This is a genomic window from Streptomyces sp. NPDC059909, assembly GCF_042730885.1.
Taxonomy (GTDB): domain Bacteria; phylum Actinomycetota; class Actinomycetes; order Streptomycetales; family Streptomycetaceae; genus Streptomyces.
This window is the reverse complement of record NZ_JBHWKX010000011.1, coordinates 39,468-63,033: the sequence shown is the minus strand read 5'-3', so window position 1 is coordinate 63,033 and position 23,566 is coordinate 39,468. Positions and strand designations below refer to the sequence as shown.

Here is a 23,566-nt window from a genome sequence, read left to right as displayed (position 1 = left end):
CGAATCGGAGCACTGCCCCTATGACGTCCTCCCCCGGAGAATCCGTCGAGTCGGTCGAGCCATTGGTCCTGCACGCCACTGACAACGGCGTCTCGTGGATCACCCTCAACCGGCCCGACGCCATGAACGCCGTCACCTGGGACCAGCGCGAACGCGTCATCGCGCTGCTCGCCGACGCCTCCGCCGACCCTGCGGTGCGCGCCGTCGTGATCACCGCCACCGGCAAGGGCTTCTGCGCGGGCGCCGACCTGCGCGGAGCCCCGCCGGGCGGTGGGGAGCGCGTCGCGGGGGACGTCGCCCGGACGATCCGGCTCGGCGCGCAGCGCTTCGTATCGGCCGTACTCGACTGCGAGAAGCCGGTGATCGCGGCGGTGAACGGCACCGCGGCCGGCATCGGCGCGCACCTCGCCCTCGCCTGCGATCTGGTCCTGGCCGCCGAATCCGCGCGCTTCATCGAGGTGTTCGTACGCCGCGGACTCGTCCCGGACGGGGGCGGGGCGTATCTGCTGCCGCGCCTGGTCGGGCCGCAGCGCGCGAAGGAGCTGATGTTCTTCGGAGACGCGCTGTCGGCCGTGGACGCCCAGCGGATGGGCCTGGTCAACCGGGTCGTTCCGGCGGAGGAGCTGGAGAAGACGGCCCGCGAGTGGGCCGAGCGCCTCGCCCAGGGCCCGACGCGCGCCATCGCCCTGACCAAGCAGCTGGTCAACGCGTCGCTCGACGCCGACCGTGCCGCTGCGTTCGCGGCCGAGGCGGCGGCGCAGGAGATCAACATGACGACGCGGGACGCGAACGAGGGCGTGGCGAGCTTCGTGGAACGCCGGACCCCGCGGTACCGGGGGCTCTAGCGACGTCGGCAGCCCGCCTTCTTCCTGGGCCGGTGCGGCCGGTGTGCCCGCGAGCCGGTGAGGCCGGTGCGGCCGGTGTGCCCGCGAGCCGGTGAGGCCGGTGGGCGGCGCTGCGCGGGCCTCACCCGGCTGCGCGCGCGGCCTCGATGAACGCCGTGATCAGCTCGGGGCTCTTGACGCCCCGGCTGATCTCGATCCCGCTGGAGACGTCCACACCCCACGGGCGGGCCGAGCGCACCGCCTCCGCCACGTTGCGCGGATCGAGTCCCCCGGCGAGCAGCCAGGCCCTCCCCGGCTCCGGCAGTTGCTTCCCCGCCCGGTCCCACACCTCACCCGCGCCCGGCACCGGCGCATCGAGCAGCAGGATGTCCTCACCGCGCTCGCCGTGCCGCGGCACGTCGCCCCGTACGGCGACGCCCCGGATCAGGGTCCGCCCGTCCGGCCGCAGCGCGTCGTAGAAGGCGAGGTCCTCCTGCCCGTGCAGCTGTACGGCGCGCATCGCGCTCGCGTCGAGCAGTTCCCGCACCTCCGCCGCCGGCTGGTCGCGGAAGACGCCGACCGTCATGACCCCGTCCGGCACCCGCCGCGCCAGCCGCCGCGCGGTACCGGCGTCGATGCGCCGCGGGCTCTCGGCGAAGACGAACCCGATCGCGTCGGCGCCCGCCTCGACGGCCGTGTCCACGTCCTGTTCGGTCCGCAGACCACAGACTTTGATGAACAAGGGGGTTCCCACTCCTGCTGCTCCACACTGCGCGACCGCCACTCCCCACCACGCTACCGGCCGCGACGGTGCCTCCGGCCGCCGGTCCTGTGCCCGCACCGTCGCCCCACACCCCTTCCTATCTGACGACCCGTCAGCTTCAATGGAGGTGTGATGGGACACGCAGGGATGGCGGCCACCGCCGTCCGCTACCTCAGGTCGGTCGGCGCCGCCACGTCCGTGGAGCCCTTCGACGCACTCCCCCGCCCCGATCTGCGGGCCGTCGGGGAAGACGAGCGACTTCCGGTCGACCCGGGTGAATTCCGCCGCGTGCTCGGCCACTTCGCGAGCGGCGTCACCGTCATCGCGGCCCACGACGGCGAAGGGGGCGGCCCCGCCGGGTTCGCCTGCCAGTCCTTCGCGTCGCTCTCGCTCGACCCGCCCCTGGTTGCCTTCATGGTCGCCCGTACGTCGACGACCTGGCCGCGCATAGCCCGGGCCGGGGTCTTCTGCGTCAGCATCCTGGGCGCGGACCAGGGCGAGCTGTGCCGGGCCTTCGCGGTGAGCGGCGCGGACAAGTTCGCGGGGGTCGGCCATGCGCCCGCGCCCGTGACCGGATCGCCGCGCCTGGAGTCCGCACCGGCCTGGATCGACTGCACGATCCAGGCCGTGCACACGGGTGGCGACCACCTCATCGTGGTGGGGCGGGTGGAGGCGCTGGGGGCCGGGCAGGAGGGGGATCCGCTGCTGTTCCACCGGGGGCGGTTCGGGCGGTTCAGCGCCTGAGCCGAGCCGCTCCACCGGGCGAGCGGAAGCGGCCGCCCGGTCACCGAGCCGCTGCCGGAACCACCGGGACGGACGGTCGCCGCCTGATCACCAGCGCCATCAGCGCCGCCGCCGCGCACAGGGCCCCCGAGGCGTACCAGACCACGTCGTACGAGCCGAAGACGTCCCGGGCCGCGCCGCCCGCGAAGGCGACGGCTGCCGCGCCGACCTGATGGGAGGCGAGGACCCAGCCGAAGACGATCGCCGAGTCCTCCCCGTAGTGCTCGCGGCAGAGGGCGATGGTCGGCGGGACCGTGGCCACCCAGTCGAGGCCGTAGAAGACGATGAAGAAGATCATCGGCGGATGGACGGACGGGGCCAGCAGCATCGGCAGGAAGAGCAGCGAGATGCCGCGCAGCGCGTAGTAGACGGCGAGCAGGCGGCGGGCGTCGAAGCGGTCGGTGAACCAGCCGGACGCGATCGTGCCGACGACGTCGAAGACGCCGATCACCGCGAGGAGCGACGCGGCCGCCGTGATGGGCATGCCGTGGTCGTGGGCGGCGGGGACGAAGTGGGTCTGCACGAGGCCGTTCGTCGAGGCGCCGCAGATCGCGAAGGTGCCGGCAAGCAGCCAGAACGGCCCCGTCCTCGCCGCCCGGAACAGCACGGCGACGGTACGCCGCGCCGCGCCCGGCACCGGCGGCGGCTTCGGCACGAATTCCTTCGCGCCGTACGGGGCGAGGCCCACGTCCGCCGGGTGGTCGCGCAGCAGCAGCCAGACGAACGGGACGACGGCGAGCGCGGCGAGCGCCACCGTGACGGCGGCCGGCCGCCAGCGGTGCACGTCCACGATCCACGCCAGCGTCGGCAGGAAGATCAGCTGCCCGGACGCCGCGGCCGCCGTCAGGATGCCGGTGACCAGGCCCCGCCGCGCGGTGAACCACCGGTTCGTCACCGTCGCCGCGAAGGCCAGCGCCATCGAACCCGTGCCGAGCCCGACGAGCAGTCCCCAGCAGAGCAGCAACTGCCAGGCCGCGGTCATCCACACCGTCAGCCCGGATCCCAGCGCGATGATCGTGAGCGCGACCGCGACGACCTTCCTGATGCCGTACTTGTCCATCAGCGCGGCCGCGAACGGCGCGGTGAGCCCGTACAGCGCGAGGTTGACGGAGACCGCGAGCCCGATCGTGCCGCGCGACCAGCCGAACTCCTGGTGCAGCGGGTCGATCAGCAGCCCCGGCAGGGAGCGGAAGGCGGCCGCGCCGATGATCGTCACGAACGCGACGGCGGCGACGAACCACGCCCTGTGCGGCAGCATCGTGCGGCTCCGCCGGAGGCGGGGCGGGCGGGGCGCGGCTTCCTGCGCGAAGGCTCCGGGAGTTCCGGGCGCTCCGGAGGCTCCGGCGCCGGCGGGCACTGCGGGGAGATCGCTTGTCTGGGTCACGTCACCCAGCATCCGGGCGGCGATCACCGCCGACGAGTGGCCCGAAGGACAGCATTCGATACGATCGGGCCATGGCCGCCGCATCCCGCAAGCCGCACCGCGTCGTCGTCCTCGCCCTCGACGGCTGTCTTCCCTTCGAGCTGGGGATCCCGCAGCGCATCTTCGGCCGCGCCGCCGACACCTGGGGCCGGAAGCTGTACGAGGTCGTCACCTGCTCCGTCCGGCCGCCCGGCCCGGTGCGTACCGACGCCGACTTCGCCGTGCTCGTCGAGAACGGCCCCGAGGCGCTGGCCACGGCCGACACGGTGATCGTGCCCGCGGCGTACGAACTCGGCCCCGTCTACCGCGAGGGCAGGCTCACGCCCGAGCTGACCGCGGCCTTCGCCCGGCTGCGGCCGGGCGCCCGGATGGTCGCCATCTGCACCGGGGGGTACGTCCTCGCCGCTGCCGGTTTCCTCGACGGCAGGCCCGCCACCACGCACTGGTCGTCGGCGGAGCACTTCCAGCGGACCTTCCCGTCCGTCAAGGTCGACGCGGACGTCCTCTTCATCGACGACGGGGACGTCCTCACGTCCGCCGGGGTGGCCGCGGGCATCGACCTGTGCCTGCACATCGTGCGCCGCGACCACGGCACGGCGGTCGCCAACGACGTCGCACGCCGTACGGTCGTGCCGCCGCACCGCGACGGCGGCCAGGCGCAGTACGTCCACCGCCCGGTCCCCGAGCCGCAGCTCGCGACGACGTCGGAGGCGCGCGCGTGGGCGCTGGCGCATCTCCACCGGCCGATCCAGCTGCGCGATCTGGCCGAGCAGGAGTCGATGTCCGTACGCACCTTCACGCGCCGCTTCCGTGAGGAGGTCGGGGTCAGTCCGGGGCAGTGGCTCGCCCAGCAGCGCGTGCAGCGGGCCCGGCAGTTGCTGGAGACCACGGACCTGTCCATGGACCAGGTGGCGCGGGACGCGGGCTTCGGTACGGCGCAGTCGATGCGACAGCATCTGCAGGGCGCGCTGGGGGTGCCGCCGACGGTGTACCGGCGTACGTTCCGGGCGACGGCGCAGCGCTGACCCCGCGGGCTTGCCCCCGGCCCCGCGGCCCGGGTGCGCACTGCGTCCGGGCCGCGAAGCGTGGCCGTACGGTCCAAGGCGGCCCGCGCGTCCGTCCTCAAACGCCGGACGGGCTTGACGGTGAGTCCGCGTGTCCGTCCTCGAAGGACGGACGGGCCGGACTGGCCTGACGGTCGGCCGTACGGGACCGACCGCGCTCCCCCACCGCGCCCACCCCCGCCAGCAGCAGCGTGAGCCCCACGCCCGCCAGAATCGCCGTCGACGGGGCGACGAACCGCAGCAGGCCGCCCGCGAGGGTGCCGCTCGCCGCGTAACCGGCGCCCACGGCCGCGTACATCACCGAGTAGCCGGCGGCGAGCGCGCTCGGGGGCAGGACCTCACGGAGAGTCAGATTGCGGGTGAGCATCGCCCCGGCCTGCATGACGCCCGCGACGACCAGCCCCGTGCCGATCCATACGAGACCGGGCAGCACCGCGACGAGGGCCACGCACGCCGAGACGCCGAGCAGCAGGACCAGGCTCTGGGTCGGCAGCCTGCCCGGCCAGCTCCGCAGCCCGTAGACGAAGGCGCCGGCCGCCGAGCCGACCGAGAATCCCGCGAGCAGCAGACCCGCCCAGCCGATGCCGAGGCCCCGCTGCTCCAGCAGTGCGGGCAGGATCAGTTCGGCCAGCGCCAGCAGGGTCAACGAGGCCGCGCCGGTGACGTAGACCGGCCACGCCCGCGACACGACCCGCAGCATGGGCTCGCCGTCGCGGTCGGTGTCGTCCGACGCCCATCCGGCGGGCAGCGCCCACAGGCCGCCGACGGACGCGGCCATGAGCACGGCGGTCAGCAGGAGCGGCGCGTAGGGCGCGGTGCCCAGTGCCAGCGCGGCGGTCAGCGCGGGTGCGACCGCCCAGACGCCGAACGTCAGCACCGACTCCAGGCTCATCGCCCGGGCCACGGCCCGCTCGGGCACCAGGCTGGTGAGCAGCGCCCGCATACCGCCGGGCGCGGCGGCGGGCCCGGCGCCCGCGAAGAAGGCGAAGACCCCGAGGAACACGGGATGCGCCTCGTGCAGCAGGCCCAGCGCACCGAACCCCGAGGCGCCCACCGCGAGTCCGGCGGCCAGCTGCGGCCGCGCCCGCTCGGGCCGCATGCGCATCCCCAGCAGCGGCGCCCCGATGATCTCGCCGACGACGTACACCGCGGCGAGCACGGCGCCCAGCGTGTAGCCGCCGGGCCGTTCCCGTACGAGGAGGACGAGCGCGAGCGGCGCCATCGCGACCGGCATGCGCGCCGCGACGGCGACGATGCCCCAGGTGAGAACCGGCCGGCTGACGATCTCGCGATAGGACATGGGCCCGACGGTAACCGGCGCCCCCACGCCGGGTTCAACCGCTTATTCTTCCGGCCACGGCGAAACTCATGGGCCGCGGGGGTCGGGGGACACATGTCCTGGTGACGGGACCGCTCGGAACGGGCTGATCGGAACGGACGGCTCAGAACGTGAGCACCCCCCGCGCCACCCGCCCGTGCTCCGCGTCGTCCGCCGCCTTCGCGAAGTCCTCCACGGGGTACGTCTCCGTCACCAGCTCGTCGAGCATGAGCCGCCCTTCCTGGTACAGCCGGGCGTAGAGCGCGATGTCGTGCTGCGGCCGCGAGGAGCCGTAGCGGCAGCCCAGGATGGACTTGTCGAGGAACATCGACGCGGGCAGGAAGGTCGCCTCGGCGGTCGGGGCGGGCATGCCGAGCAGCACCGCCTGGCCGTGCCGGTCGAGGAGGTCGATGGCCTGCCGGACGAGGCCCGTGTGGCCGACGCACTCGAAGACGTGCTGGGCACCGTCCGGGAGGATCTCCCGCACCCCGTCCACCGAGGTGAGGAAGTGCGTGGCGCCGAAGAGCCGGGCCGTCTCCTCCTTCGCCGGGTTCGTGTCGACCGCGACGATCGTGAGCGCGCCCGCGAGCCGGGCGCCCTGCAGGACGTTGAGGCCGATGCCGCCGGTCCCGATGACGACGACCGTGTCGCCGAGCCCGGCCTTCGCCCGGTTGAGCACCGCCCCGACACCCGTGAGGACCCCGCAGCCGATCAGCGCGGCGGAGGTGAGCGGGATGTCGTCGGGGATCCGTACCGCCTGGACGGCCTTGACGACGGTACGTTCCGCGAAGGCCGAGTTGGACGCGAACTGGTACAGCGGCCGGCCGGCCCGCGAGAACGGCTGCCCCGGCATCCCGATCGCCTTGCGGCACATCGTCGGTTGTCCCCGGTCGCAGGCGGCACACGCCCCGCAGTTGGCGAGCGTGGACAGTGACACGTGGTCGCCGGGTGCGACATGGCCGACGCCGGCGCCGACCGCCTCGACGACGCCCGCGCCCTCGTGCCCGAGGACGACGGGCGCGGGGAACGGGATCGTGCCGTCGATCACCGACAGATCGCTGTGGCACAGCCCGGCGGCAGCGACGGCGACCAGCACCTCGCCGGGCCCCGGGTCCCGTATCTCCAGGTCGTCGGCCACCTCGACCCGCTCACCGTCGTAGACGACACCTCTCACCGCAGCTCCTTGGGTAGGCCGAGCACGCGCTCGGCGATGATGTTGCGCTGGATCTCGTCCGACCCGCCGTAGATCGTGTCGGCGCGGGTGAAGAGGAACAGCCGCTGCTGTTCGTCGAGTTCGTACGGCGCCGCCGCCGACCAGGCGCCCGGGCCCGCCGCGGCGGCCCCTCCCCGTACCTGCATGGCCAGGTCGCCGAGGCGCTGGTGCCAGCCGCCCCACAGCAGCTTCGCGACGCTCGGGGCGCCGGGGTCGTCCTGCCTCCCCAGCGTGCGCAGGGCGTTCCAGCGCATCGTGCGCAGCTCGGCCCACTGGCGTACGAGCCGGTCGCGCAGCACCGGGTCGGCGGCCGCGCCGTTCGCCACGGCCTCGGCGACGACGCGGCGGAGCTCCTCCTCGAAGCCGATCTGCTGGACGAGCGTCGACACACCGCGCTCCAGAGCGAGCAGGCCCATCGCGACCTGCCAGCCGTTGCCCTCGCCGCCGACGGTCTCCACGGCCTCGGCGCCGTCGAAGAAGACCTCGTTGAACTCGCTGGTCCCGGACATCTGCCGGATCGGCCGTACGTCGACACGGCCCGGCTGGTCCATCGGCACCAGCAGGAACGACAGCCCGTGGTGGCGGCGGGAACCGGGCTCGGTGCGGGCGAGGACGAAGCACCAGTGGGCCTCGCGGGCGAGCGAGGTCCAGATCTTCTGGCCGGTCACGCGGTAGCCGTCGCCGTCCTTCACGGCGGTGGTACGGACCGACGCGAGGTCCGAGCCGGCGCCGGGCTCGCTGTAGCCCTGGCACCACAGTTCCTCGCCGCGTGCGACGGCCGGGAGATGGCGGGCCTGCTGCTCCTTGCTGCCGTACGCGATCAGGGTGGGTGCGAGCAGTTTCTCGCCGATGTGGCCGACCCGGCCGGGGGCGCGGGCGCGGGCGTACTCCTCGGCCCAGACGACCTGCTGGGTGAGGGTGGCCCGGCGGTTGCCGTGGTCCGCGTCCCAGCCGAGGCCGATCCAGCCGTCACGGCCGAGCTCCTGCTCCCAGGCGAGGCGGGTGCCGGCGCGCTCGTGCTCGCTGCCGGGCCCGCCCCGTCCGGCGGCGTCCGCGAACTCCCCGGTGAGATGCTCCTCCAGCCAGGCGCGCGCCTCCCGCCGGAAGGCCCGGTCCTCCGGCCCGAACTCGAAGTCCATGTACGCCTCCTGTCGTGGGGGGGGGCGGGATTTCCCCCACCCCATCCCTTCCCGAAACCCTGCCGGGGGCGGGTGGGGGTTGAGGAAGTCCCGGGGCTGCGTCCCCGGCCCCCGGCCTTCGCGGCAGCTTCGCGCCGCGGCCGCCAACCCGGCTGTGGGCAGTCGTTCCAACCCGTTGAGGGCGGACGTCCCCACCTGTTGTGGGCGGTCATTCCGCAGGGTGAGCGAAGCGAGATGGGGGCGCCCCCGGGCGAAGCTCTGGGGGAGGGTGGGCACAACCCCCGGTGCCGGGCGCCTGTTCGCTGGGCGCTCACCACGCAGGGCCCAACCGTTGGCGCCCACCACGCGGACCCGGCGCCGGCAGCGCACCGCCCGGCTACGTGTTCGGGCGCTCCTTGGACGCCGCCGCCTTGGCCATCGCCTCCAGCTGCGCCAGCATCGGCATCGGATCCGTCCCCACCGTCCCCGGCAGGAAGTCCGCGATCCTCTCCGGCGTCCACGCCCCCTCCGCGTACCCGGCGCGCAGCTCCCGCGGCTGCGCCCACACCGCGATCTTGGGGCCCGCGATCGTGTAGACCTGCCCGGTGATGTTCTCGGAGCGCGCCCGGTCGGAGAGCAGATAGACGACGAGCGCGGCGACGTCCTCCGGCTCGCCGATCTCCTTCAGCTCCATCGGTACGTTCGCGGACATGCGCGTACGGGCGACGGGGGCGACCGCGTTGGCCGTCACCCCGTACTTGTGCAGCCCGAGCGCCGCGCTGCGCACCAGCGAGATGATGCCCCCCTTCGCGGCGGAGTAGTTGGCCTGCGCGACAGACCCCTGGTGGTTGCCGCTGGTGAAGCCGATCAGCGTGCCGCCGCCCTGCTTGCGCATCACCGCGGACGCCGCCCGGAAGACGGTGAAGGTGCCCTTCAGATGGGTGGCGACGACCGGGTCCCACTCCTCCTCGGTCATGTTGAAGAGCATCCGTTCGCGCAGGATGCCGGCGACGCAGACGACTCCGTCGATCCGGCCGTACTGCGTGAGCGCCGTGTCGACGATCCGCTGTCCGCCCGCCATCGTCGAGATGTCGTCCGCGACGGCCACGGCCTGGCCGCCCGCCGCCTCGATCTCCTTGACGACGGCCTCGGCGACCTCGGACGTGGGCTCGCCGCCCTCGATCGAGACGCCGTAGTCGTTGACGACGACCTTCGCTCCCTCGGCGGCGCAGGCGAGGGCCACGGCGCGTCCGATGCCGCGCCCTGCGCCCGTCACGGCGACGGCCTTGCCTGCCAAGAAGTTCCCCACGTCCGGCCCCTTCCCGCGATTTCTGACGGACCGTTAGATTTTATGGGCCGTCAGTCACCTCAGCACAAGCCCCCAGGAGGACCGATGTCCCAGCCGACCCGGCCGACGCTGCCACCGGAGTTCCACGACATCGCCAAACGCGTCAACAACTGGGGGCGTTGGGGCGCGGATGACGAGATCGGGACGCTGAACCTCGTCACGGACGAGGTGGTGCGGGGCGCCGCCGCGGAGATCCGCACCGGCCGGCGCGTACCGCTCGGCCTCCCCCTCCAGCAGGACGGCGTGCAGACCGGAATGATCCCGGGGCGGGTGAACCCGCTGCACACGATGGTGCAGATCAATCAGGAGCTGTTCGGCCCTGGCACGGTCGCGACCAGCGACGACGCCGTGACGATGGGCTTGCAGGCGGCGACCCACTGGGACGCGCTCACCCATGTCTCCCACTCGGGAAAGATCTACAACGGCCGCCCCGCGGACACCATCACCTCCCACGCCGGCGCCGCGTTCAGCGGCATCGAGAAGGTCCGCACGCTCGTCTCGCGCGGGGTGCTGCTCGACGTGGCGCGAGCGAAGGGGGTCGACCGGCTGCCGGGAGACCACGCCGTGACGCCCGAAGACCTTGCGGAGGCAGAGGAGTTCGGCGGTGTGAGCATGCGCCCCGGGGACGTCGCGCTCGTACGGACCGGGCAGATCCAGGCGTATCTCGGCGGTGACAAGCACGGGTACGCCTTCCCGTCGCCGGGGCTCTCGGTCCGTACGCCCGAGTGGTTCCACGCCCGCGATGTGGCGGCCGTCGCGAACGACACGCTCACCTTCGAGATCTTCCCGCCGGAGATCGAGAACCTGTGGCTGCCGGTGCACGCGCTGGATCTCGTGGAGATGGGCATGCTGCAGGGCCAGAACTGGAATCTGGAGGGGCTGTCCGCGGCCTGCGCCGACGAGGGGCGGTACGCCTTCCTCCTGTCGGCGACGCCCGAGCCGTTCGTCGGCGGCACGGGGACGCCGGTCGCGCCGGTGGCCGTGCTCTAACGTCTGGCGCGCCCTCGACCGGGGCCCGGAGACCCCCGCGTCCGGCCCGTCCGGGGCGCCACCCGGGCGCCCCGCGTCAGGCGGTGTACGTCCCGGGCGTCAGGCCCACCGCGACGGCCGGGGCCACCGGGTGCGGGGCCGACGGCCGGGGCTGGGGCTGCGACCGGGGCGCGGCGCACCGGTCGACCTCGCACCAGATGCTCTTGCCGGCCCCTTCGGGCTGCCAGCCCCAGCGGTCGGCGAGCCCGTCGACCAGCTCCAGGCCGCGCCCGTTGGTGTCGTCCCCGTCCGCGTGCCGCGGCTGCGGCGGGCAGGCGCTCGTGTCGGCGACCTCCACCCGTACCGTCCCCGCGTCCGCCGTTCCCGCACCCGCTCCGAAGAGCATGCGGAGCACGGCCGGACAGCCCGTGTGCACCACCGCGTTGGTGACCAGCTCCGAGATGAGCAGCACCAGCGTCTCCGCCAGCGGCTCGTCGTCCCCTATCCCGGATCCGGCGAGCCGCGAACGGGCCCACCTCCTGGCCCGTCCAACCTCCGCGGGATCCGGACCGACCTCCAACTGAACCTGAAGCACCTGCACCGTTCACACCATCCGAACCGGCGGACACATCGCCTCGCGCCTCACAGCCATCGCCATCACGGAACGTGATTCCCTTGCGAGACAGCATGGTTGACGTACAGTCACCGCAACAAGCGCTTCGGGCATATTCCAGCGCGAAGGAGTATGCGTGGTGCATACTGTGCGACGCACGCTGCGGGTAGTCGAACATCCTGTGCGAGCGGCGCATTCTTCTCCGGGGGCCACGTAGGTGTCCGGCCGGAGGTTCGGGGTTCGTACCCCGCAGCAGCACGTATCTCGCACCCCACGGAGCGTACCGGAGGGGGGACCCGACTCCGGGCCGTGACGACTCCCGCGAAGGACACAACCCGATATCGACGCGATGCCACGCACGGTGACTCCTCAGAGTGCCGAGGCCAAGGCTTCCTCGGCGCGGGCCGTGCTCTGCCACAGCTGGGCCCGCACCCAGGCCCGTTTGAGATGCAGATGCACATCGGCCTCCCAGGTGAAGCCCATGCCGCCGTGCACCTGAAGGCAGTCGCGGGCGCACCGGACCGCCGCCTCGTCGGCGAGGAGCTTGGCGCCCGCGATCTCGACGGGGTCGGCGGTGACGGCGGCGGCGTAGACGGCGGTACGGGCCAGCTCGGCGCGCACCAGCATCTGCGCACACAGGTGCTTGACCGCCTGGAACCCGCCGATGGGCCGCCCGAACTGCTCGCGCTCCTTCGCGTACCGCACCGCCAGCTCGGTGGTCCGGGCGGCGGACCCGGCCTGCTCGGCGGCGGTGAGCAGCACCGCGTCCTGGTCCGGCTCCCGGTCGTCGCCGTCCCCGGGGAGCCGGTGCAGCGGCGTGAGCGGATCGACCGACCGTACGGCCACGGCGCCCGTCACGTCCCCCAGCACCTCGTCGGCCTCCTCGAGCCAGATGACGAGGCCGCCGTCCGCCGCCGTCACCACGGTCTCCCCGGTCGCCGCCCCGGGCACGGACCCCGCCGCCAGCTGCGTCGCCACCAGCGGCCCGGGCAGCAGCACCCGTCCGGCCTCCTCGAACGCGAGCACAGCCTCGGGCAGTCCCAGGCCGACACCGCCCTCCGCCTCGGGCAGCCGCAGCGCGAAGAACCCGGCCTCCCCGAGCTCCCGCCACAGCGCCCGGTCCAGTACGGGATCGTCCACGGCGCTGCGCAGGTCATCCCGTCCGAACCGGGCCTCCAGCAGCTCGCGTACGCCCGTCCGCAAGGCGCGCTGGTCGTCGGTCAGTTGGAAGTGCATGCCCGGTCACCGCTCCTTGGGCAGGCCGAGTATGCGCTCGGCGACGATGTTCTGCTGGATCTGGGAGGTGCCCGCGGCGATCGTGTACGACAGCGAGGACAGACGGTCCAGGGTCCACGCCCGGGACAGGTCCAGGGCGTCCGGGCCCAGGACCTCCGCCGCCGCGTCGTACAGCTCCTGACGCGCATGGGAGTAGCGGAGCTTGAAGACCGAGCCGCCGACCCCGGGCACCCCGCCCGTGCGCGCCGACTCGCTGACGTTCCACTGGGTGAGCCGCCACAGGGCGCCGAACTCGGCGTTCAGGCGCCCCAGCCGCCGGCGCAGTGCGCTGTCGTCCCAGCGGCCGCCCTGCCGGGCGGCGCGGGCGAGCTCGCCGAGCGTGCGGCGGCAGGCGACGACCTCGCCGACGAAGGCGGTACCGCGTTCGAAGGAGAGGGTGATCATCGTGACGCGCCAGCCGTCGTTCTCCGCCCCGATCCGGTTCGCGACCGGCACCCGCACCTCGTCCAGGAAGACCTCGGCGAACTCCCTCGATCCGGCGAGGGTCCGCAGCGGCCGTACGGTGATGCCGGGCGCGTCCATCGGCATGGCGAGCCAGGTGATCCCGCGGTGCCTGGCGGCGTCCGGGTCTGTGCGGACCAGCAGTTCGCACCAGTCCGCGACCTCGGCGTGCGAGGTCCAGATCTTGGAGCCGGTCACCACGTACGCGTCGCCGTCGCGGACCGCGCGGGTGCGCAGCGATGCCAGGTCCGATCCCGCGCCCGGCTCGCTGAAGCCCTGGCACCAGATCTCGTCGCCGCGCAGGATCGGCGGCAGCCAGCGCTCCCGCTGCTCGGAGCTCCCCTCCGCGGCGATGGTCGGCCCCGCGTGCAGCAGGCCGACGAAGTTGGCCCCCACGTACGGCGCGCCGGCCTTCTCCGTCTCCTCCAGGAAGATCAGCCGGTGGGTCGGGGAGGCGTCCCAGTGGAGATCCGCGTACCCGGCGTCGTACAGCGCCCGCTGCCAGCCGGCGTCGTACGCCCGCCGCCCCGGCCAGTCGTCGGGCGAGGGCTTCGGCGGCAGCTTCGGCAGCGCCACCGCGAGCCACTCCCGCAACCCCGCCCGGAAGGCCTCTTCGTCCTCCGTGTACGCGAGGTCCATCAGTCGAGGTCCAGGCCCAGCATCCGGATCGCGTTGCCGCGCATCAGCTTGTGGATCGTCTCGTCGTCGAGGTCCTTCACATGGTCGAGCGCGACCTCCTTCGTGTGCGGGAAGGTCGAGTCGACGTGCGGATAGTCGGTCTCGAAGGTCGCGTTGTCCCGCCCCACGACGTCCAGCGACGCGACCCCGTGCTTGTCGCGGAAGAAGCAGCAGAACATCTGCCGGTAGTAGTACGTGGACGGGGGCTCCGGGATCAGGTCCCGCACCCCGCCCCAGGCCCGGTGCTCCTCCCACACGTCGTCCGCCCGCTCCAGGGCGTACGGGATCCAGCCCATCTGGCCCTCGCTGTACGCGAGCTTGAGCGTCGGGAACTTGACCAGCACCCCGCTGAAGAGGAAGTCCATCATCGACGCCATCGCGTTGTTGAAGGACAGCGACGCCTGGACGGCCGGCGGCGCGTCAGGGGAGGCGGCGGGCATCTGCGAGGACGACCCGATGTGCATGTTGACGACCGTCCCGGTCTCCTGGCACACCGCGAAGAACGGGTCCCAGTAGCCCGAGTGGATCGACGGCAGCCCCAGGTACGTCGGGATCTCGGAGAAGGTCACGGCCCGCACGCCGCGCGCCGCGTTCCGCCGGATCTCCGCGACCGCCAGGTCGATGTCCCAGAGCGGGATGATGCAGAGCGGGATCAGCCGGCCCCCGCTGTCCCCGCTCCACTCCTCGACCATCCAGTCGTTGTAGGCGCGCACGCAGGCGAGCGCGACCTCCTTGTCCTTGGCCTCGGCGAAGGTCTGGCCGCAGAAGCGGGGGAAGGTGGGGAAGCAGAGGGAGGCCTCGACATGGTTGAGGTCCATGTCCTCCAGCCTGGCCCTGGGGTCCCAGCAGCCGCGCCGCATCTCGGCCCGGGTGATGCCCTCCAGCGTCATGTCGTCGCGGTCGAAGCCGACGGCGGCGATGTTGCGCTTGTACGGGAACTTGAGGTCCTCGTAGATCCACCAGTCGGTCGGCGGCCCGTCCGGGTCCATGGTGATCTGGTACTTCCCGCCGACGTACGCGAGCTCGCCGATCCCCGCGGTGAGCGGCTGGGGCCCGCGGTCCCGGTACTTCGCCGGCAGCCATGTCTCGAAGAGATGTGCGGGCTCGATCACATGGTCGTCGACGCTGATGATCCGAGGCAGTTCCCGTTCCATCGGGTCCCTCCGCTCTGGCGGTTCCGGCACTGTTCTGACGGGTCGTCAGATAGCAGGCTAGCCCCGCGCCCCTGGACCGACAAGGCGACCGGCCCTACGCTCTCCGCACGATCTGACTGTCCGTCAGCTCCTTCGGAGGGGACATGACCGAGACCGCACACGCCCTGAGCGCCTCCCGCACCCTCTGGGAGCTCGTCGCCCGCCGCGCCGCGCTCACCCCGGACCGCCCGGTGCTGATCCAGGACGACCGCCGGCTGACCTTCGGCGAGCTGCGGGACGGCTGCGAGCGGGTGGCGGCAGGGCTGTACGGCAACGGCGTCCGGCCCGGCACCGTCGTCGCCTGGCAGCTGCCCACCCGCATCGAGACGGTGCTGCTGGCCGGGGCGCTGGCCCGGATCGGCGCCGTCCAGTCCCCGGTCATCCCCTTCTACCGGGACCGGGAGGCCGGCTTCGCGCTGCGCGAGTCGAAGGCGGAGTTCTTCGCCGTACCCGGCGAGTGGCGCGGCTTCGACCACACGGAGATGGCGCGGCGGCTCGGTGCGCGCGGCGTCTTCGAGGCGTACGAGCCCGGGTCGCTGCCCGACGGGGACCCCTCCGTCCTGCCCCCGCCCCCGGCCGACGGCACGTCCGTGCGCTGGATCTACTGGACCTCCGGCACCACCTCCGACCCCAAGGGCGTCCTGCACACCGACCGTTCACTGATCGCGGGCGGCTCCTGCCTGGCCCACGCGCTGCGCCTCGCCCCGGACGACGTCGGCTCGATCGCCTTCCCCTTCGCGCACATCGGCGGCGCGGACTATCTGGTGATGCTGCTGCTGTACGGCTTCCCCGCGGTGCTGTTCGAGAAGTTCGCGCTGCCGGACGCGCTGGAGACGTACCGCAAGCACGGGGTCACGACGGCCGGCGGCTCCACGGCCTTCTACTCGATGTTCCTGGCCGAGCAGCGCAAACAGCCCGGGGAGCCGATCATCCCGACCCTGCGGCTGCTGGCGGGCGGGGGCGCGGCGAAGCCGCCCGAGCTGTACCACGCCGTCGTCCGCGAGATGGGCGTCCAGCTCACGCACGGGTACGGCATGACCGAGGTGCCGATGATCACCATGGGCGCACCGGACGACTCGGCGGAGAACCTCGCCACGACGGAGGGCCGGCCCCCCGAGGGCATGGAGATACGCATCGTCGACGGCGAGGTACGGCTGCGCGGGGAGGCGGTCTGCCAGGGGTACCTGGACCCGGAGCAGACCGCGGCCGTCTTCGACGCCGACGGCTTCCTGATCACCGGGGACCTCGGGCACCTCACGCCGTCGGGCCACCTGGTCCTCACCGGCCGTCTCAAGGACGTCATCATCCGGAAGGGCGAGAACATTTCGGCCAAGGAGATCGAGGACCTGCTGCACGAGCATCCCGGGGTGGGCGACGTGGCGGTCATCGGCCTCCCGGACCCCGACCGCGGCGAGCGCGTCTGCGCGGTGATCGAACAGCCCGCGTCGGCGACGCCGCTGGCGCTGCCGGAGGTCACGGCGTACCTGCGGGGGGTGGGCCTCGCCACGCACAAGCTGCCGGAGCAGGTGGAGGTGGTGGAGGCGCTTCCGCGGAACGAGGCGCTGCGGAAGGTCCTGAAGTACAAGCTGCGGGAACGCTTCGCCCCGTCGGGGCCGGCCGGCGCCTGACCGGCGGGCGGGGCGGGGCGGCCCGTGCGGCGGGCTCCTTCGGAGCCCGCCGCGGACGGAGGACGGACACACGGGCCCACCCGGCGGTGCCGGGAGGCCCGGGCCGGCCTACGGCTCCGGTGTGACGTAGTACGCCGCGAACGCCGCCAGGATCTGGTCCTCGCTGATGCGGCCGTCGCCGTCCCCGTCCAGCGCCGTCGCCACCGCCTCGCAGCGCTCCGGCTCGACACCCAGCACCCGCAGCACCCGCGCCGCGTTCGCCGGGGTGACTCCGGCGCCGTCCTCGTCGGCGATGGCGATCACGGCGTGGAGGAAGGGGCGCGCGATCTCGGCGAAGCGGTGGGGGTTGTCACGCAGCCGCTTCACCGCGCCGGTCACGAACTCCTGGCGTGTGACCCGCTGGTCGCCGTCGACGTCGGCGATCCCCGCCATGCCCTGCCAGAATGCCTCGGCGCCCACGTAGAGGGCCTGCCCCTTGTCGGAGCGCGCGGTCGTCCCGAACTCGGCGAGCAGCGCCTTGGCTGCCCCGCTGAAGTCCTCCCGGTCGATGTAGCCGTTGCCGTCCTGATCGAACTCGGCGAACCGGTGGGCGATCTTGCGCTCGTACTCTGCGCTGTCCATGCGGGGAGGGTACGACGCCGGGGCCGGGTCGCGCTCCCCTAACCGGGATCACGCTCCTGTCACGCCGAGAGGGGCTCGGCCTCCTCGTCGACTGCGCTCGCGACGTCCTCGTACACCTCGAAGAGCCGGCGGACGCCCAGCGCGGCCAGCACCCGGTTCACGTGCGAGCCGTCGACGGCCCCGCGCGCCGGGAGGATCAGCCGCAGCCGGCCCCGGCAGGACCGCATCAGGCGGCGGGCGGCGATGAGCACACCGACGCCGCTGGAGTCGCAGAAGTGCACCCCTGACAGGTCGAGCACCAGATCGCGGCGGCCCAGGGCGACGGCGTCGTGAATGCGCCGGCGGACGAGGGGCGAGCTGACCAGATCGAGCTCGCCCCGGATGTGCAGCACGGTCCACGCGCCCTGCTCGGCCCGGTCCACCTTGAGCATCACGCGCCCGGCCCTCCTCGTCGTCGAGATGCGGAAGCTTGTCTTCCAGGCGCCGCTGCCCAGCCGTCCCACGGTCAAACCCTCCAAGGCGTACTTGCCGCAAAGACGGGCATGCGACCGGGACGGCCCATTACATTCGAGAGGACGACGGGCAGCAGGTGCGAACATGCGGAGGGTTTGGGGACGCCGGATGGCCAAGGACACACCACCCCGCTGGGACCGCAGGATGCAGCAGCGACTGGCGCGGGGCGAGGCCGCCGCGCTCGGAGAGCTGTACGACCGGTTCGCCTCGCTCGTGCACAGCCTGGCCCACCGGGTGCTGGACGACGACGCGGCAGCGGACCAGGTGACCCGTGAGGTCTTCGGCTATGTGTGGGAGAACCCCGACGCGTACGACCCCAAGCAGGGCAACCTGCGATCCTGGGTGGCCCGGCTCACCCACCGCCAGGCCGTGCACCGCCTGCGCGAGCAGGAGGCGGCGGCCGACGCGGAGAGCGGCGGGAGCACCACGGAGGAACTGGAGCAGAGGATCAGGCGCGCATCGGTCGCCGCCCGTGCCGACTACATCGTGACGTCTATGCCCGCGCCGCTGCGGGCCGCGCTGGAGCTGGCCTACATCCAGCGCAGGGACTACCGGCAGACGGCGGCCGACCTCGGGGTCACGGAGGACGAGGCCAGGCGCCGGCTCCGGCTCGGCCTGCAGCTGCTGTCCACGGCGAACACGCGCCCGCTCGTGGAGGGCTCCTCGCCGCCCGGATACGGACGCCCCCTGTGAGCGGCCCACTCGACGGGGGCCGTGGCCCCGACGAGCCCGAGGAGGGGCCGGGCGCGGCGCCGCGCATACCGGGACCGCGGGCGGCGGGTGACGACCTGACGCCGCCGCCGGTCCTGCCCGATCCGACGCCGCCGGAGGAGCCAGGTGCCACCGGCCGGCTGCCGCACGGCGTGCTGAAGTCACTGCTGGGCGCGTGGGCGTTGTCTGCCTGCTCCGCCGAGGAGACCGCCGCGGTCGAGGAGCACCTCACCGAGTGCGCCCCGTGCGCGGACGAGGCGCTGCGGCTGCGTGACGCGGTCGGCCTGCTGCACATGGACCGCGATCTGGACCTGGACCCGCTGCTGCGCTCCCGGGTGCTCGAGAACTGCCTGGGCCGTCGTCCCGCCCGTATCCCCGTGCCCGCGTGGGCGACTCCGTACGACGCGGAGACGGCGCGGCTCGATGCACTGCTGCGGGACATCGGCGACTCGGAGTGGCACACGCCGCTGCGGCTGAAATGGTTCGACGGCCGGGAGGCGGTGAGCCGCAAGACGACGGTCGCGGGTGTCATCGGCCATCTGATGTCCGTGGACGGGCTGGTGGCGTCCGCGCTCGGCCTGGAGGACCCGGCGGGCGACTCCGCGCCCCGCTCGCCGTCCGACCGCACCGAGCTGTACTGGCGCTCCACGCACTTCCCGCCGACGCGGCGGATCCGGATGCCGTGGCGCGAGCAGAGCCACACGCTGGTGCGGACGGTGTCGTTCGCGGGCCGCGGGGTGGCCGAACTGTCCGTGTCGTACGGCGACTTCGCGCTGCCGCTGCGCGACTCGCTGCTCGACCGTGCCTTCGAGTGCTGGGTGCACGCGGACGATATCGCGAACGCCGTGGACTATCCGTACGATCCGCCGAGCGCCGCGCATCTGCACCACATGATCGACCTGGCGGCCCGGCTGCTCCCCGCCACCCTGGCCGCCCGCCGCCGCACCGGCCTCGCGGGACCCGCCCGCGACCTGGTCACGGCGGGTTCCCCCGGCCGCTCGCTCCATCTGGAGGTCGAGGGCGCGGGCGGCGGCCACTGGTACATCGCCCTGGACTCCCCTGCCGCCCTCGGCGACCCCGATCGTGCGGTGGCCCAGGTCGCCCTCGACGCCGTCGAGTTCTGCCAGCTCGTCGCCGGGCACGTCTCCCCCGCCGAGGCCGCGGCGGGGCAGGACGGCGACCGCGAGGCGATCCGCGACGTCCTCTTCGCGGCAGCGTCCCTGTCGCGGCTCTGAGCGGCTTCCGGCCGTCCGGCCGCCGGGCCGTCCGAGCGGACTTCCGTCCGCCCGAGCCGGCTTGCGTCTGCGCCGACCGGCCAGGACCTAGGCGAAGACCACCGTGCGGCGGCCGTTCAGGAGGATGCGGTGCTCCGCGTGCCACTTCACCGCGCGCGCCAGCGCCTGGCACTCCACATCGCGGCCGATCGCCACCAGTTGCTCGGGCGTCACCTCATGGCCGACGCGCTCGACCTCCTGCTCGATGATCGGGCCCTCGTCGAGGTCGGCCGTCACATAGTGGGCGGTGGCGCCGATCAGCTTGACGCCGCGCGCATGTGCCTGGTGGTAGGGCTTCGCGCCCTTGAAGCTGGGGAGGAAGGAGTGGTGGATGTTGATGATCCGGCCGCTCAGCTCCTTGCAGAGGTCGTCGGACAGCACCTGCATGTAGCGGGCGAGCACGACCAGCTCCACGTTCTCCGCACGCACCAGCTCCAGCAGCTGTGCCTCCGCATCCGCCTTCGTGTCCTTGGTGACCGGGATGTGGTGGAAGGGAATGCCGTACGACGCGACGAGCTCGGCGAACTCGGTGTGGTTGGAGACGACTGCCGCGATGTCCACCGGCAGCGCGCCGATCCGGGTGCGGAAGAGGAGATCGTTCAGGCAGTGCCCGAATCTGCTGACCATCAGCACGATCCGCATGCGCTCCTCCGCGCGGTGGATCTGCCAGTCCATCTGGAACGAGTCCCCGACGGCGGCGAAGCCGGCCCGCAGCTTGTCCACCGTCACCGGCGCCTCGGCCGAGAAGTGGACCCGCATGAAGAACAGGCCCGTGTCCCGGTCCCCGAACTGCTGGCTGTCCTCGATGTTGCAGCCGGTGATGAAGAGGTAGCTGGAGACGGCGTGCACGATGCCCTGTTTGTCAGGACAGGAAAGCGTGAGGACGTACTGGTCGGTCATCCTCGTAGACTGCCACACCCCACGGGCATCGACGGCCCGCGTCCGTCAGGCGGAACACCGGGGGGAACCCGGCCCGCGCCTCACGCGGACCGGGTCATGATGCGCAGCACTTCGAGCGTGCGCGGCGGCGCGTCCGGGTCGTCCCCGTCGTTCGCCGCCAGCCGTACGTGCGCCTCGCGCGCCGCCCGTACGGCCTCCGGCCAGCCGTGGTGCTCCATGTACGCCGACACCGGCGCGTCCGGACCCACCTGGTGCATGATCCTCAGCACCCGCAGCACGGCCACGTCGACCAGGGCCGCCTCCCCCGAGTCCCGGAAGATCGTCCCGACGTACTTCTCGGCGGACCAGCTGTCCAGCCACGTGTCCTCGACCAGCCGGTACACGGCGTCGGTGACATCGCCGTACCCCTCGCGGCCCGCCAGCCAGGTCTCCTGGTGGAAGACGGGGTCGGAAAGCATGTGCAGCGCCGAGCGCACATTGCTGCGCCAGCGCCACCAGGGCATGTCATTGAGCGGCATGTCGCCCATGGTGGAGGAGCGACGGCCGCGACGGGAAGAGTTCATTGACGTTCACCTCGTGAGCTCGGTCCTTGCGAGCTCCGCCACGAGGGGTTCGTGCACGTGAGGGCGCCGCTGGGGGCACTGCACCGAAGCTTGCACGCATCGATCGTACGTTCCCCACAACTGGGCGATCTCCAGCCCCTGCAATTCACCCTCTCGTCACTTCACGTTGAAGTGACCACACTCCAGCGTTACCCACGAGACGGAAATGTGCATGGCCATGACCGGATGGCGACTTTCCTCCTCCCCCCGCTCCTGCAGGACCGCGACAGTCGTCGCCGTGTGTATGGCGGCGGTCGGAATATCGCTGTCCGGCTGCGGTGTGCTCCCTGGTGCCACGGGGGACTCCAGGGAGCCCGTTACCGTCATGACGTTCGCCCCGGACGAGACCAAGGCGACCAACATGCCGGGAATGCCTGCTATGGCGCAGGCCTACGCCCGATACGTCAACGCGCACGGCGGCATCGACGGCCACGAGCTGCGCGTCCTCACCTGCAACGAGCACAACACGGCGCCGGGCGCCGCCGCGTGCGCCCGGCGGGCGGTGCGGGAAGAGGCGGTCGCCGTCGTCGGCTCGTACAGCCAGCACGGCCGGGCGTTCATGGCACCGCTGGAGGCGGCGGGCGTTCCGTACATCGGTGGCTACGGAGTCTCCGAGGAGGAGTTCACCAGCTACCTCTCCTATCCCGTCAACGGCGGCCAGTCCGCGCTGCTCGCCGGCAACGGCCAGCAGCTGGCCACCGGCTGCCGCAAGGTCTCGCTGGTGCGGCCCGACACGGTCACGGGTGACGACCTGCCCGTACTGCTGAACGCCGGCCTGGCCCGGGGCAAGGGGAAGCCGTCCATCGACGTCAAGGCGGCGGAGGACTCCACCGAGTACACGGAGAAGGCCCAGGAGGCGCTCCAGGAGGCGGGCGACGAGAACGGCTGCGTCACCGCCGTGCTCGGCGAGCGCACGGAGACGTTCTTCGACTCCTTCCGGCGGCTGCGCGAGAGCGAGGGGGATGACGTCCGGATCTCCTCGGTCCTCAGCTCGGTCGACCAGCCGCTGATCGACCGCACGGGCGGCGCGAACGGGCCCTTCGAGGGCGCGTTCATGACCGGGTGGTACCCGGACGCGGGTGACGACCGGTGGGGGACGATGCGCGAGGTGATCCGCGAGCACGCGTTCGGCGACAACCGGATCGACGCGGCGGACGCGGGTGTGCAGACCACGTGGATCGCGTACACCGTCCTGAAGAAGATCATCGAGTCCCTCGACCGCCCCGAGATCACCCCCGGCGCGGTCGCCCACGCCCTCGACGACGGCGTCCGCGTCGACACCGGCGGCCTCACCCCGCCCCTGCGCTGGCGCTTCCAGGACATGCTGGGCACGCCCGGCTTCCCCCGCGTCGTCAATCGCAGCGTGACCTTCCAGGTCGTGCGTGACGGCCGCCTGGTCGCCCAGAAGCAGGGCTTCGTCGACGTCGGCCCGACGATGCGGGACGCACCGACGGCGTAGATGGGATGGCGCCTGCGGCAGGCCCACTCCCCGCCCCGCCCCCGCAGTGTCCATGTGCGGCTCCGCCGCGTGGGGGCTCCGCCCCTTCCCCGTTCCGGGGGCTCCGCCCCCTAACCCCGCCCCCAGACGCGGCGGGGCTCGTTTGGGAGCCTGTCCGGCGACTGAGGACGGACACGTCGGCCGGTCCGGACGGTACCGGGCCCTCCGGGGCCGGGCGGACGCGGTCGCGGGCGTCAGAGGTCGCCGGCGTCGCGCTTCGTGAGGTCGTAGTCGGTCGCGATGGAGTTCCAGAGGCCCGCGGCCTCCCTCTTCGCCTTCGTGGCGTCGACGCTCGCCTTTTCGGCCTCGCTCAACTGGCCCGTCCGGCGCGCCCGGCCGTCGCGGCAGCCCTTCTTGCCGTCGACCTGGCCCGCCCACTCCGCGTAGTGGTCGTCGGCCTTCGCCGAGGCGTTCCAGGCCTCGGTCAGGGCCTCGGTGAGCGCCGCGTTGTCGGGGAGCTTGTCCACGGACAGGCCCTGGAGGCGGGTCACGAGGCCGCGGCGCTGTTCGGCCGCGCCGCGCAGGTCCGTCGCCGCCTGGTCGAGGTTCTGGCACTTCTTGATCGCGTCGACGGAGCGGATCACCGCCGCACGGCTGTCGTTGCTGTCCGCGAGGAGCTTGTCGAGCGCCTCGGCCTGCGCCTTCGCGGCGTCGGGCAGGGCCCAGCGAGGCCGGTGTCGGACGGGCCGTGTGCTGTAGTAACTTTTCTTCCTTTTTCCCTTTTTTTTCTTTCCCCCCCCCGCCCCCCCCACCCCCCCTCCCTCCGACCCACCCA

General features: G+C 72.6%; 22 protein-coding genes and 1 pseudogene. 8 read left to right on the top strand and 15 right to left on the bottom strand.

Annotated elements, in window-relative coordinates:
- Positions 1-20 precede the first annotated feature (20 nt).
- Positions 21-845, top strand: a complete 825-nt coding sequence (locus ACFV9O_RS10730) for an enoyl-CoA hydratase/isomerase family protein (RefSeq protein ID WP_385415148.1) — start codon at positions 21-23, stop codon at positions 843-845.
- A 121-nt stretch (positions 846-966) separates the two neighbouring features.
- On the opposite strand, the gene ACFV9O_RS10725 is transcribed toward ACFV9O_RS10730, so the two are convergent.
- On the bottom strand, positions 967-1,578 hold the full coding sequence (locus ACFV9O_RS10725) for a phosphoribosylanthranilate isomerase (protein WP_385415145.1): 612 nt from the start codon (positions 1,576-1,578) through the stop codon (positions 967-969).
- Between the two features lie 156 nt (positions 1,579-1,734).
- On the opposite strand from ACFV9O_RS10725, the gene ACFV9O_RS10720 reads away from it, so the two are divergent.
- The gene (locus ACFV9O_RS10720; RefSeq protein WP_385415338.1) at positions 1,735-2,331 is read left to right on the top strand and encodes a flavin reductase family protein; all 597 of its coding nucleotides are present in this window, start codon (positions 1,735-1,737) and stop codon (positions 2,329-2,331) included.
- A 40-nt stretch (positions 2,332-2,371) separates the two neighbouring features.
- On the opposite strand, the gene ACFV9O_RS10715 is transcribed toward ACFV9O_RS10720, so the two are convergent.
- The gene (locus tag ACFV9O_RS10715) at positions 2,372-3,766 is read right to left on the bottom strand and encodes an MFS transporter (protein WP_385415142.1); all 1,395 of its coding nucleotides are present in this window, start codon (positions 3,764-3,766) and stop codon (positions 2,372-2,374) included.
- Between the two features lie 59 nt (positions 3,767-3,825).
- On the opposite strand from ACFV9O_RS10715, the gene ACFV9O_RS10710 reads away from it, so the two are divergent.
- Complete coding sequence (locus ACFV9O_RS10710) at positions 3,826-4,818, top strand: GlxA family transcriptional regulator (protein WP_385415140.1); 993 nt, start codon at positions 3,826-3,828, stop codon at positions 4,816-4,818.
- A gap of 97 nt (positions 4,819-4,915) precedes the next feature.
- On the opposite strand, the gene ACFV9O_RS10705 is transcribed toward ACFV9O_RS10710, so the two are convergent.
- From ACFV9O_RS10705 to ACFV9O_RS10690, 4 genes are all read right to left on the bottom strand, one after another.
- Entirely contained in the window at positions 4,916-6,157 is a 1,242-nt protein-coding gene (locus ACFV9O_RS10705; RefSeq protein ID WP_385415137.1) for an MFS transporter, read from the bottom strand.
- Between the two features lie 142 nt (positions 6,158-6,299).
- Positions 6,300-7,349, bottom strand: a complete 1,050-nt coding sequence (locus ACFV9O_RS10700; RefSeq protein ID WP_385415134.1) for a Zn-dependent alcohol dehydrogenase — start codon at positions 7,347-7,349, stop codon at positions 6,300-6,302.
- Positions 7,346-8,527 (bottom strand): acyl-CoA dehydrogenase family protein, encoded by a 1,182-nt coding sequence (locus ACFV9O_RS10695; RefSeq protein ID WP_385415131.1) that lies wholly within the window; start codon positions 8,525-8,527, stop codon positions 7,346-7,348. Before ACFV9O_RS10695 ends, ACFV9O_RS10700 begins: the two co-directional genes overlap by 4 nt.
- A gap of 376 nt (positions 8,528-8,903) precedes the next feature.
- Positions 8,904-9,815, bottom strand: a complete 912-nt coding sequence (locus ACFV9O_RS10690; protein ID WP_385415128.1) for an SDR family oxidoreductase — start codon at positions 9,813-9,815, stop codon at positions 8,904-8,906.
- Between the two features lie 84 nt (positions 9,816-9,899).
- Here ACFV9O_RS10690 and ACFV9O_RS10685 point away from each other — a divergent pair, with 84 nt between their 5' ends.
- Positions 9,900-10,844, top strand: coding sequence for a cyclase family protein (locus tag ACFV9O_RS10685; protein ID WP_385415125.1), 945 nt, complete (start codon positions 9,900-9,902; stop codon positions 10,842-10,844).
- A gap of 76 nt (positions 10,845-10,920) precedes the next feature.
- Here the strand turns inward: ACFV9O_RS10685 and ACFV9O_RS10680 are convergent, their stop codons facing one another.
- The 4 genes from ACFV9O_RS10680 to ACFV9O_RS10665 all read right to left on the bottom strand — a co-directional run bounded on the left by ACFV9O_RS10680 (position 10,921) and on the right by ACFV9O_RS10665 (position 15,005).
- Positions 10,921-11,424, bottom strand: coding sequence for an ATP-binding protein (locus ACFV9O_RS10680; RefSeq protein ID WP_385415122.1), 504 nt, complete (start codon positions 11,422-11,424; stop codon positions 10,921-10,923).
- Between the two features lie 381 nt (positions 11,425-11,805).
- Positions 11,806-12,672, bottom strand: a complete 867-nt coding sequence (locus ACFV9O_RS10675; protein WP_385415119.1) for an acyl-CoA dehydrogenase family protein — start codon at positions 12,670-12,672, stop codon at positions 11,806-11,808.
- Positions 12,673-12,678: 6 nt separating this feature from the next.
- Entirely contained in the window at positions 12,679-13,812 is a 1,134-nt protein-coding gene (locus ACFV9O_RS10670; RefSeq protein ID WP_385415117.1) for an acyl-CoA dehydrogenase family protein, read from the bottom strand.
- The gene (locus tag ACFV9O_RS10665) at positions 13,812-15,005 is read right to left on the bottom strand and encodes an amidohydrolase family protein (protein ID WP_385415114.1); all 1,194 of its coding nucleotides are present in this window, start codon (positions 15,003-15,005) and stop codon (positions 13,812-13,814) included. Before ACFV9O_RS10665 ends, ACFV9O_RS10670 begins: the two co-directional genes overlap by 1 nt.
- 143 nt (positions 15,006-15,148) lie before the next feature.
- On the opposite strand from ACFV9O_RS10665, the gene ACFV9O_RS10660 reads away from it, so the two are divergent.
- Entirely contained in the window at positions 15,149-16,672 is a 1,524-nt protein-coding gene (locus tag ACFV9O_RS10660; RefSeq protein ID WP_385415111.1) for a class I adenylate-forming enzyme family protein, read from the top strand.
- A 108-nt stretch (positions 16,673-16,780) separates the two neighbouring features.
- Here the strand turns inward: ACFV9O_RS10660 and ACFV9O_RS10655 are convergent, their stop codons facing one another.
- On the bottom strand, positions 16,781-17,293 hold the full coding sequence (locus tag ACFV9O_RS10655) for an EF-hand domain-containing protein (protein ID WP_385415108.1): 513 nt from the start codon (positions 17,291-17,293) through the stop codon (positions 16,781-16,783).
- A gap of 59 nt (positions 17,294-17,352) precedes the next feature.
- The gene (locus ACFV9O_RS10650) at positions 17,353-17,727 is read right to left on the bottom strand and encodes an STAS domain-containing protein (protein ID WP_385415105.1); all 375 of its coding nucleotides are present in this window, start codon (positions 17,725-17,727) and stop codon (positions 17,353-17,355) included.
- A 187-nt stretch (positions 17,728-17,914) separates the two neighbouring features.
- On the opposite strand from ACFV9O_RS10650, the gene ACFV9O_RS10645 reads away from it, so the two are divergent.
- Positions 17,915-18,499 carry a sigma-70 family RNA polymerase sigma factor gene (locus ACFV9O_RS10645; RefSeq protein WP_385415102.1) on the top strand — a complete coding sequence of 195 codons (585 nt, stop codon included), beginning with the start codon at positions 17,915-17,917 and terminating at the stop codon, positions 18,497-18,499.
- A complete protein-coding gene (locus ACFV9O_RS10640) occupies positions 18,496-19,752 on the top strand; it encodes a zf-HC2 domain-containing protein (RefSeq protein ID WP_385415099.1) in 1,257 nt (418 codons plus the stop codon). Before ACFV9O_RS10645 ends, ACFV9O_RS10640 begins: the two co-directional genes overlap by 4 nt.
- An 87-nt stretch (positions 19,753-19,839) precedes the next feature.
- On the opposite strand, the gene purU is transcribed toward ACFV9O_RS10640, so the two are convergent.
- Both purU and ACFV9O_RS10630 read right to left on the bottom strand, forming a co-directional pair.
- The gene (purU, locus tag ACFV9O_RS10635; RefSeq protein ID WP_385415096.1) at positions 19,840-20,691 is read right to left on the bottom strand and encodes a formyltetrahydrofolate deformylase; all 852 of its coding nucleotides are present in this window, start codon (positions 20,689-20,691) and stop codon (positions 19,840-19,842) included.
- An 80-nt stretch (positions 20,692-20,771) separates the two neighbouring features.
- Entirely contained in the window at positions 20,772-21,218 is a 447-nt protein-coding gene (locus ACFV9O_RS10630; RefSeq protein WP_385415335.1) for a hypothetical protein, read from the bottom strand.
- A gap of 253 nt (positions 21,219-21,471) precedes the next feature.
- Between ACFV9O_RS10630 and ACFV9O_RS10625 the strand changes: the two genes are divergently transcribed.
- Positions 21,472-22,752 carry an ABC transporter substrate-binding protein gene (locus ACFV9O_RS10625; protein ID WP_385415333.1) on the top strand — a complete coding sequence of 427 codons (1,281 nt, stop codon included), beginning with the start codon at positions 21,472-21,474 and terminating at the stop codon, positions 22,750-22,752.
- A gap of 233 nt (positions 22,753-22,985) precedes the next feature.
- On the opposite strand, the pseudogene ACFV9O_RS10620 reads toward ACFV9O_RS10625, so the two are convergent.
- Positions 22,986-23,566: pseudogene (locus tag ACFV9O_RS10620) on the bottom strand (hypothetical protein); the annotation flags it as partial.

Excerpts from the sequence above, each read along its gene's own strand:
- ACFV9O_RS10730 (WP_385415148.1), top strand. The coding sequence starts at position 21 with ATGACGTCCTCCCCCGGAGAATCCGTCGAGTCGGTCGAGCCATTGGTC.
- ACFV9O_RS10720 (WP_385415338.1), top strand. The coding sequence starts at position 1,735 with ATGGCGGCCACCGCCGTCCGCTACCTCAGGTCGGTCGGCGCCGCCACG.
- ACFV9O_RS10715 (WP_385415142.1), bottom strand. The coding sequence starts at position 3,766 with ATGCTGGGTGACGTGACCCAGACAAGCGATCTCCCCGCAGTGCCCGCC.
- ACFV9O_RS10710 (WP_385415140.1), top strand. The coding sequence starts at position 3,826 with ATGGCCGCCGCATCCCGCAAGCCGCACCGCGTCGTCGTCCTCGCCCTC.
- ACFV9O_RS10705 (WP_385415137.1), bottom strand. The coding sequence starts at position 6,157 with ATGTCCTATCGCGAGATCGTCAGCCGGCCGGTTCTCACCTGGGGCATC.
- ACFV9O_RS10695 (WP_385415131.1), bottom strand. The coding sequence starts at position 8,527 with ATGGACTTCGAGTTCGGGCCGGAGGACCGGGCCTTCCGGCGGGAGGCG.
- ACFV9O_RS10685 (WP_385415125.1), top strand. The coding sequence starts at position 9,900 with ATGTCCCAGCCGACCCGGCCGACGCTGCCACCGGAGTTCCACGACATC.
- ACFV9O_RS10675 (WP_385415119.1), bottom strand. The coding sequence starts at position 12,672 with ATGCACTTCCAACTGACCGACGACCAGCGCGCCTTGCGGACGGGCGTA.
- ACFV9O_RS10670 (WP_385415117.1), bottom strand. The coding sequence starts at position 13,812 with ATGGACCTCGCGTACACGGAGGACGAAGAGGCCTTCCGGGCGGGGTTG.
- ACFV9O_RS10665 (WP_385415114.1), bottom strand. The coding sequence starts at position 15,005 with ATGGAACGGGAACTGCCTCGGATCATCAGCGTCGACGACCATGTGATC.
- ACFV9O_RS10660 (WP_385415111.1), top strand. The coding sequence starts at position 15,149 with ATGACCGAGACCGCACACGCCCTGAGCGCCTCCCGCACCCTCTGGGAG.
- ACFV9O_RS10655 (WP_385415108.1), bottom strand. The coding sequence starts at position 17,293 with ATGGACAGCGCAGAGTACGAGCGCAAGATCGCCCACCGGTTCGCCGAG.
- ACFV9O_RS10645 (WP_385415102.1), top strand. The coding sequence starts at position 17,915 with ATGGCCAAGGACACACCACCCCGCTGGGACCGCAGGATGCAGCAGCGA.
- purU (WP_385415096.1), bottom strand. The coding sequence starts at position 20,691 with ATGACCGACCAGTACGTCCTCACGCTTTCCTGTCCTGACAAACAGGGC.
- ACFV9O_RS10630 (WP_385415335.1), bottom strand. The coding sequence starts at position 21,218 with ATGGGCGACATGCCGCTCAATGACATGCCCTGGTGGCGCTGGCGCAGC.
- ACFV9O_RS10625 (WP_385415333.1), top strand. The coding sequence starts at position 21,472 with ATGACCGGATGGCGACTTTCCTCCTCCCCCCGCTCCTGCAGGACCGCG.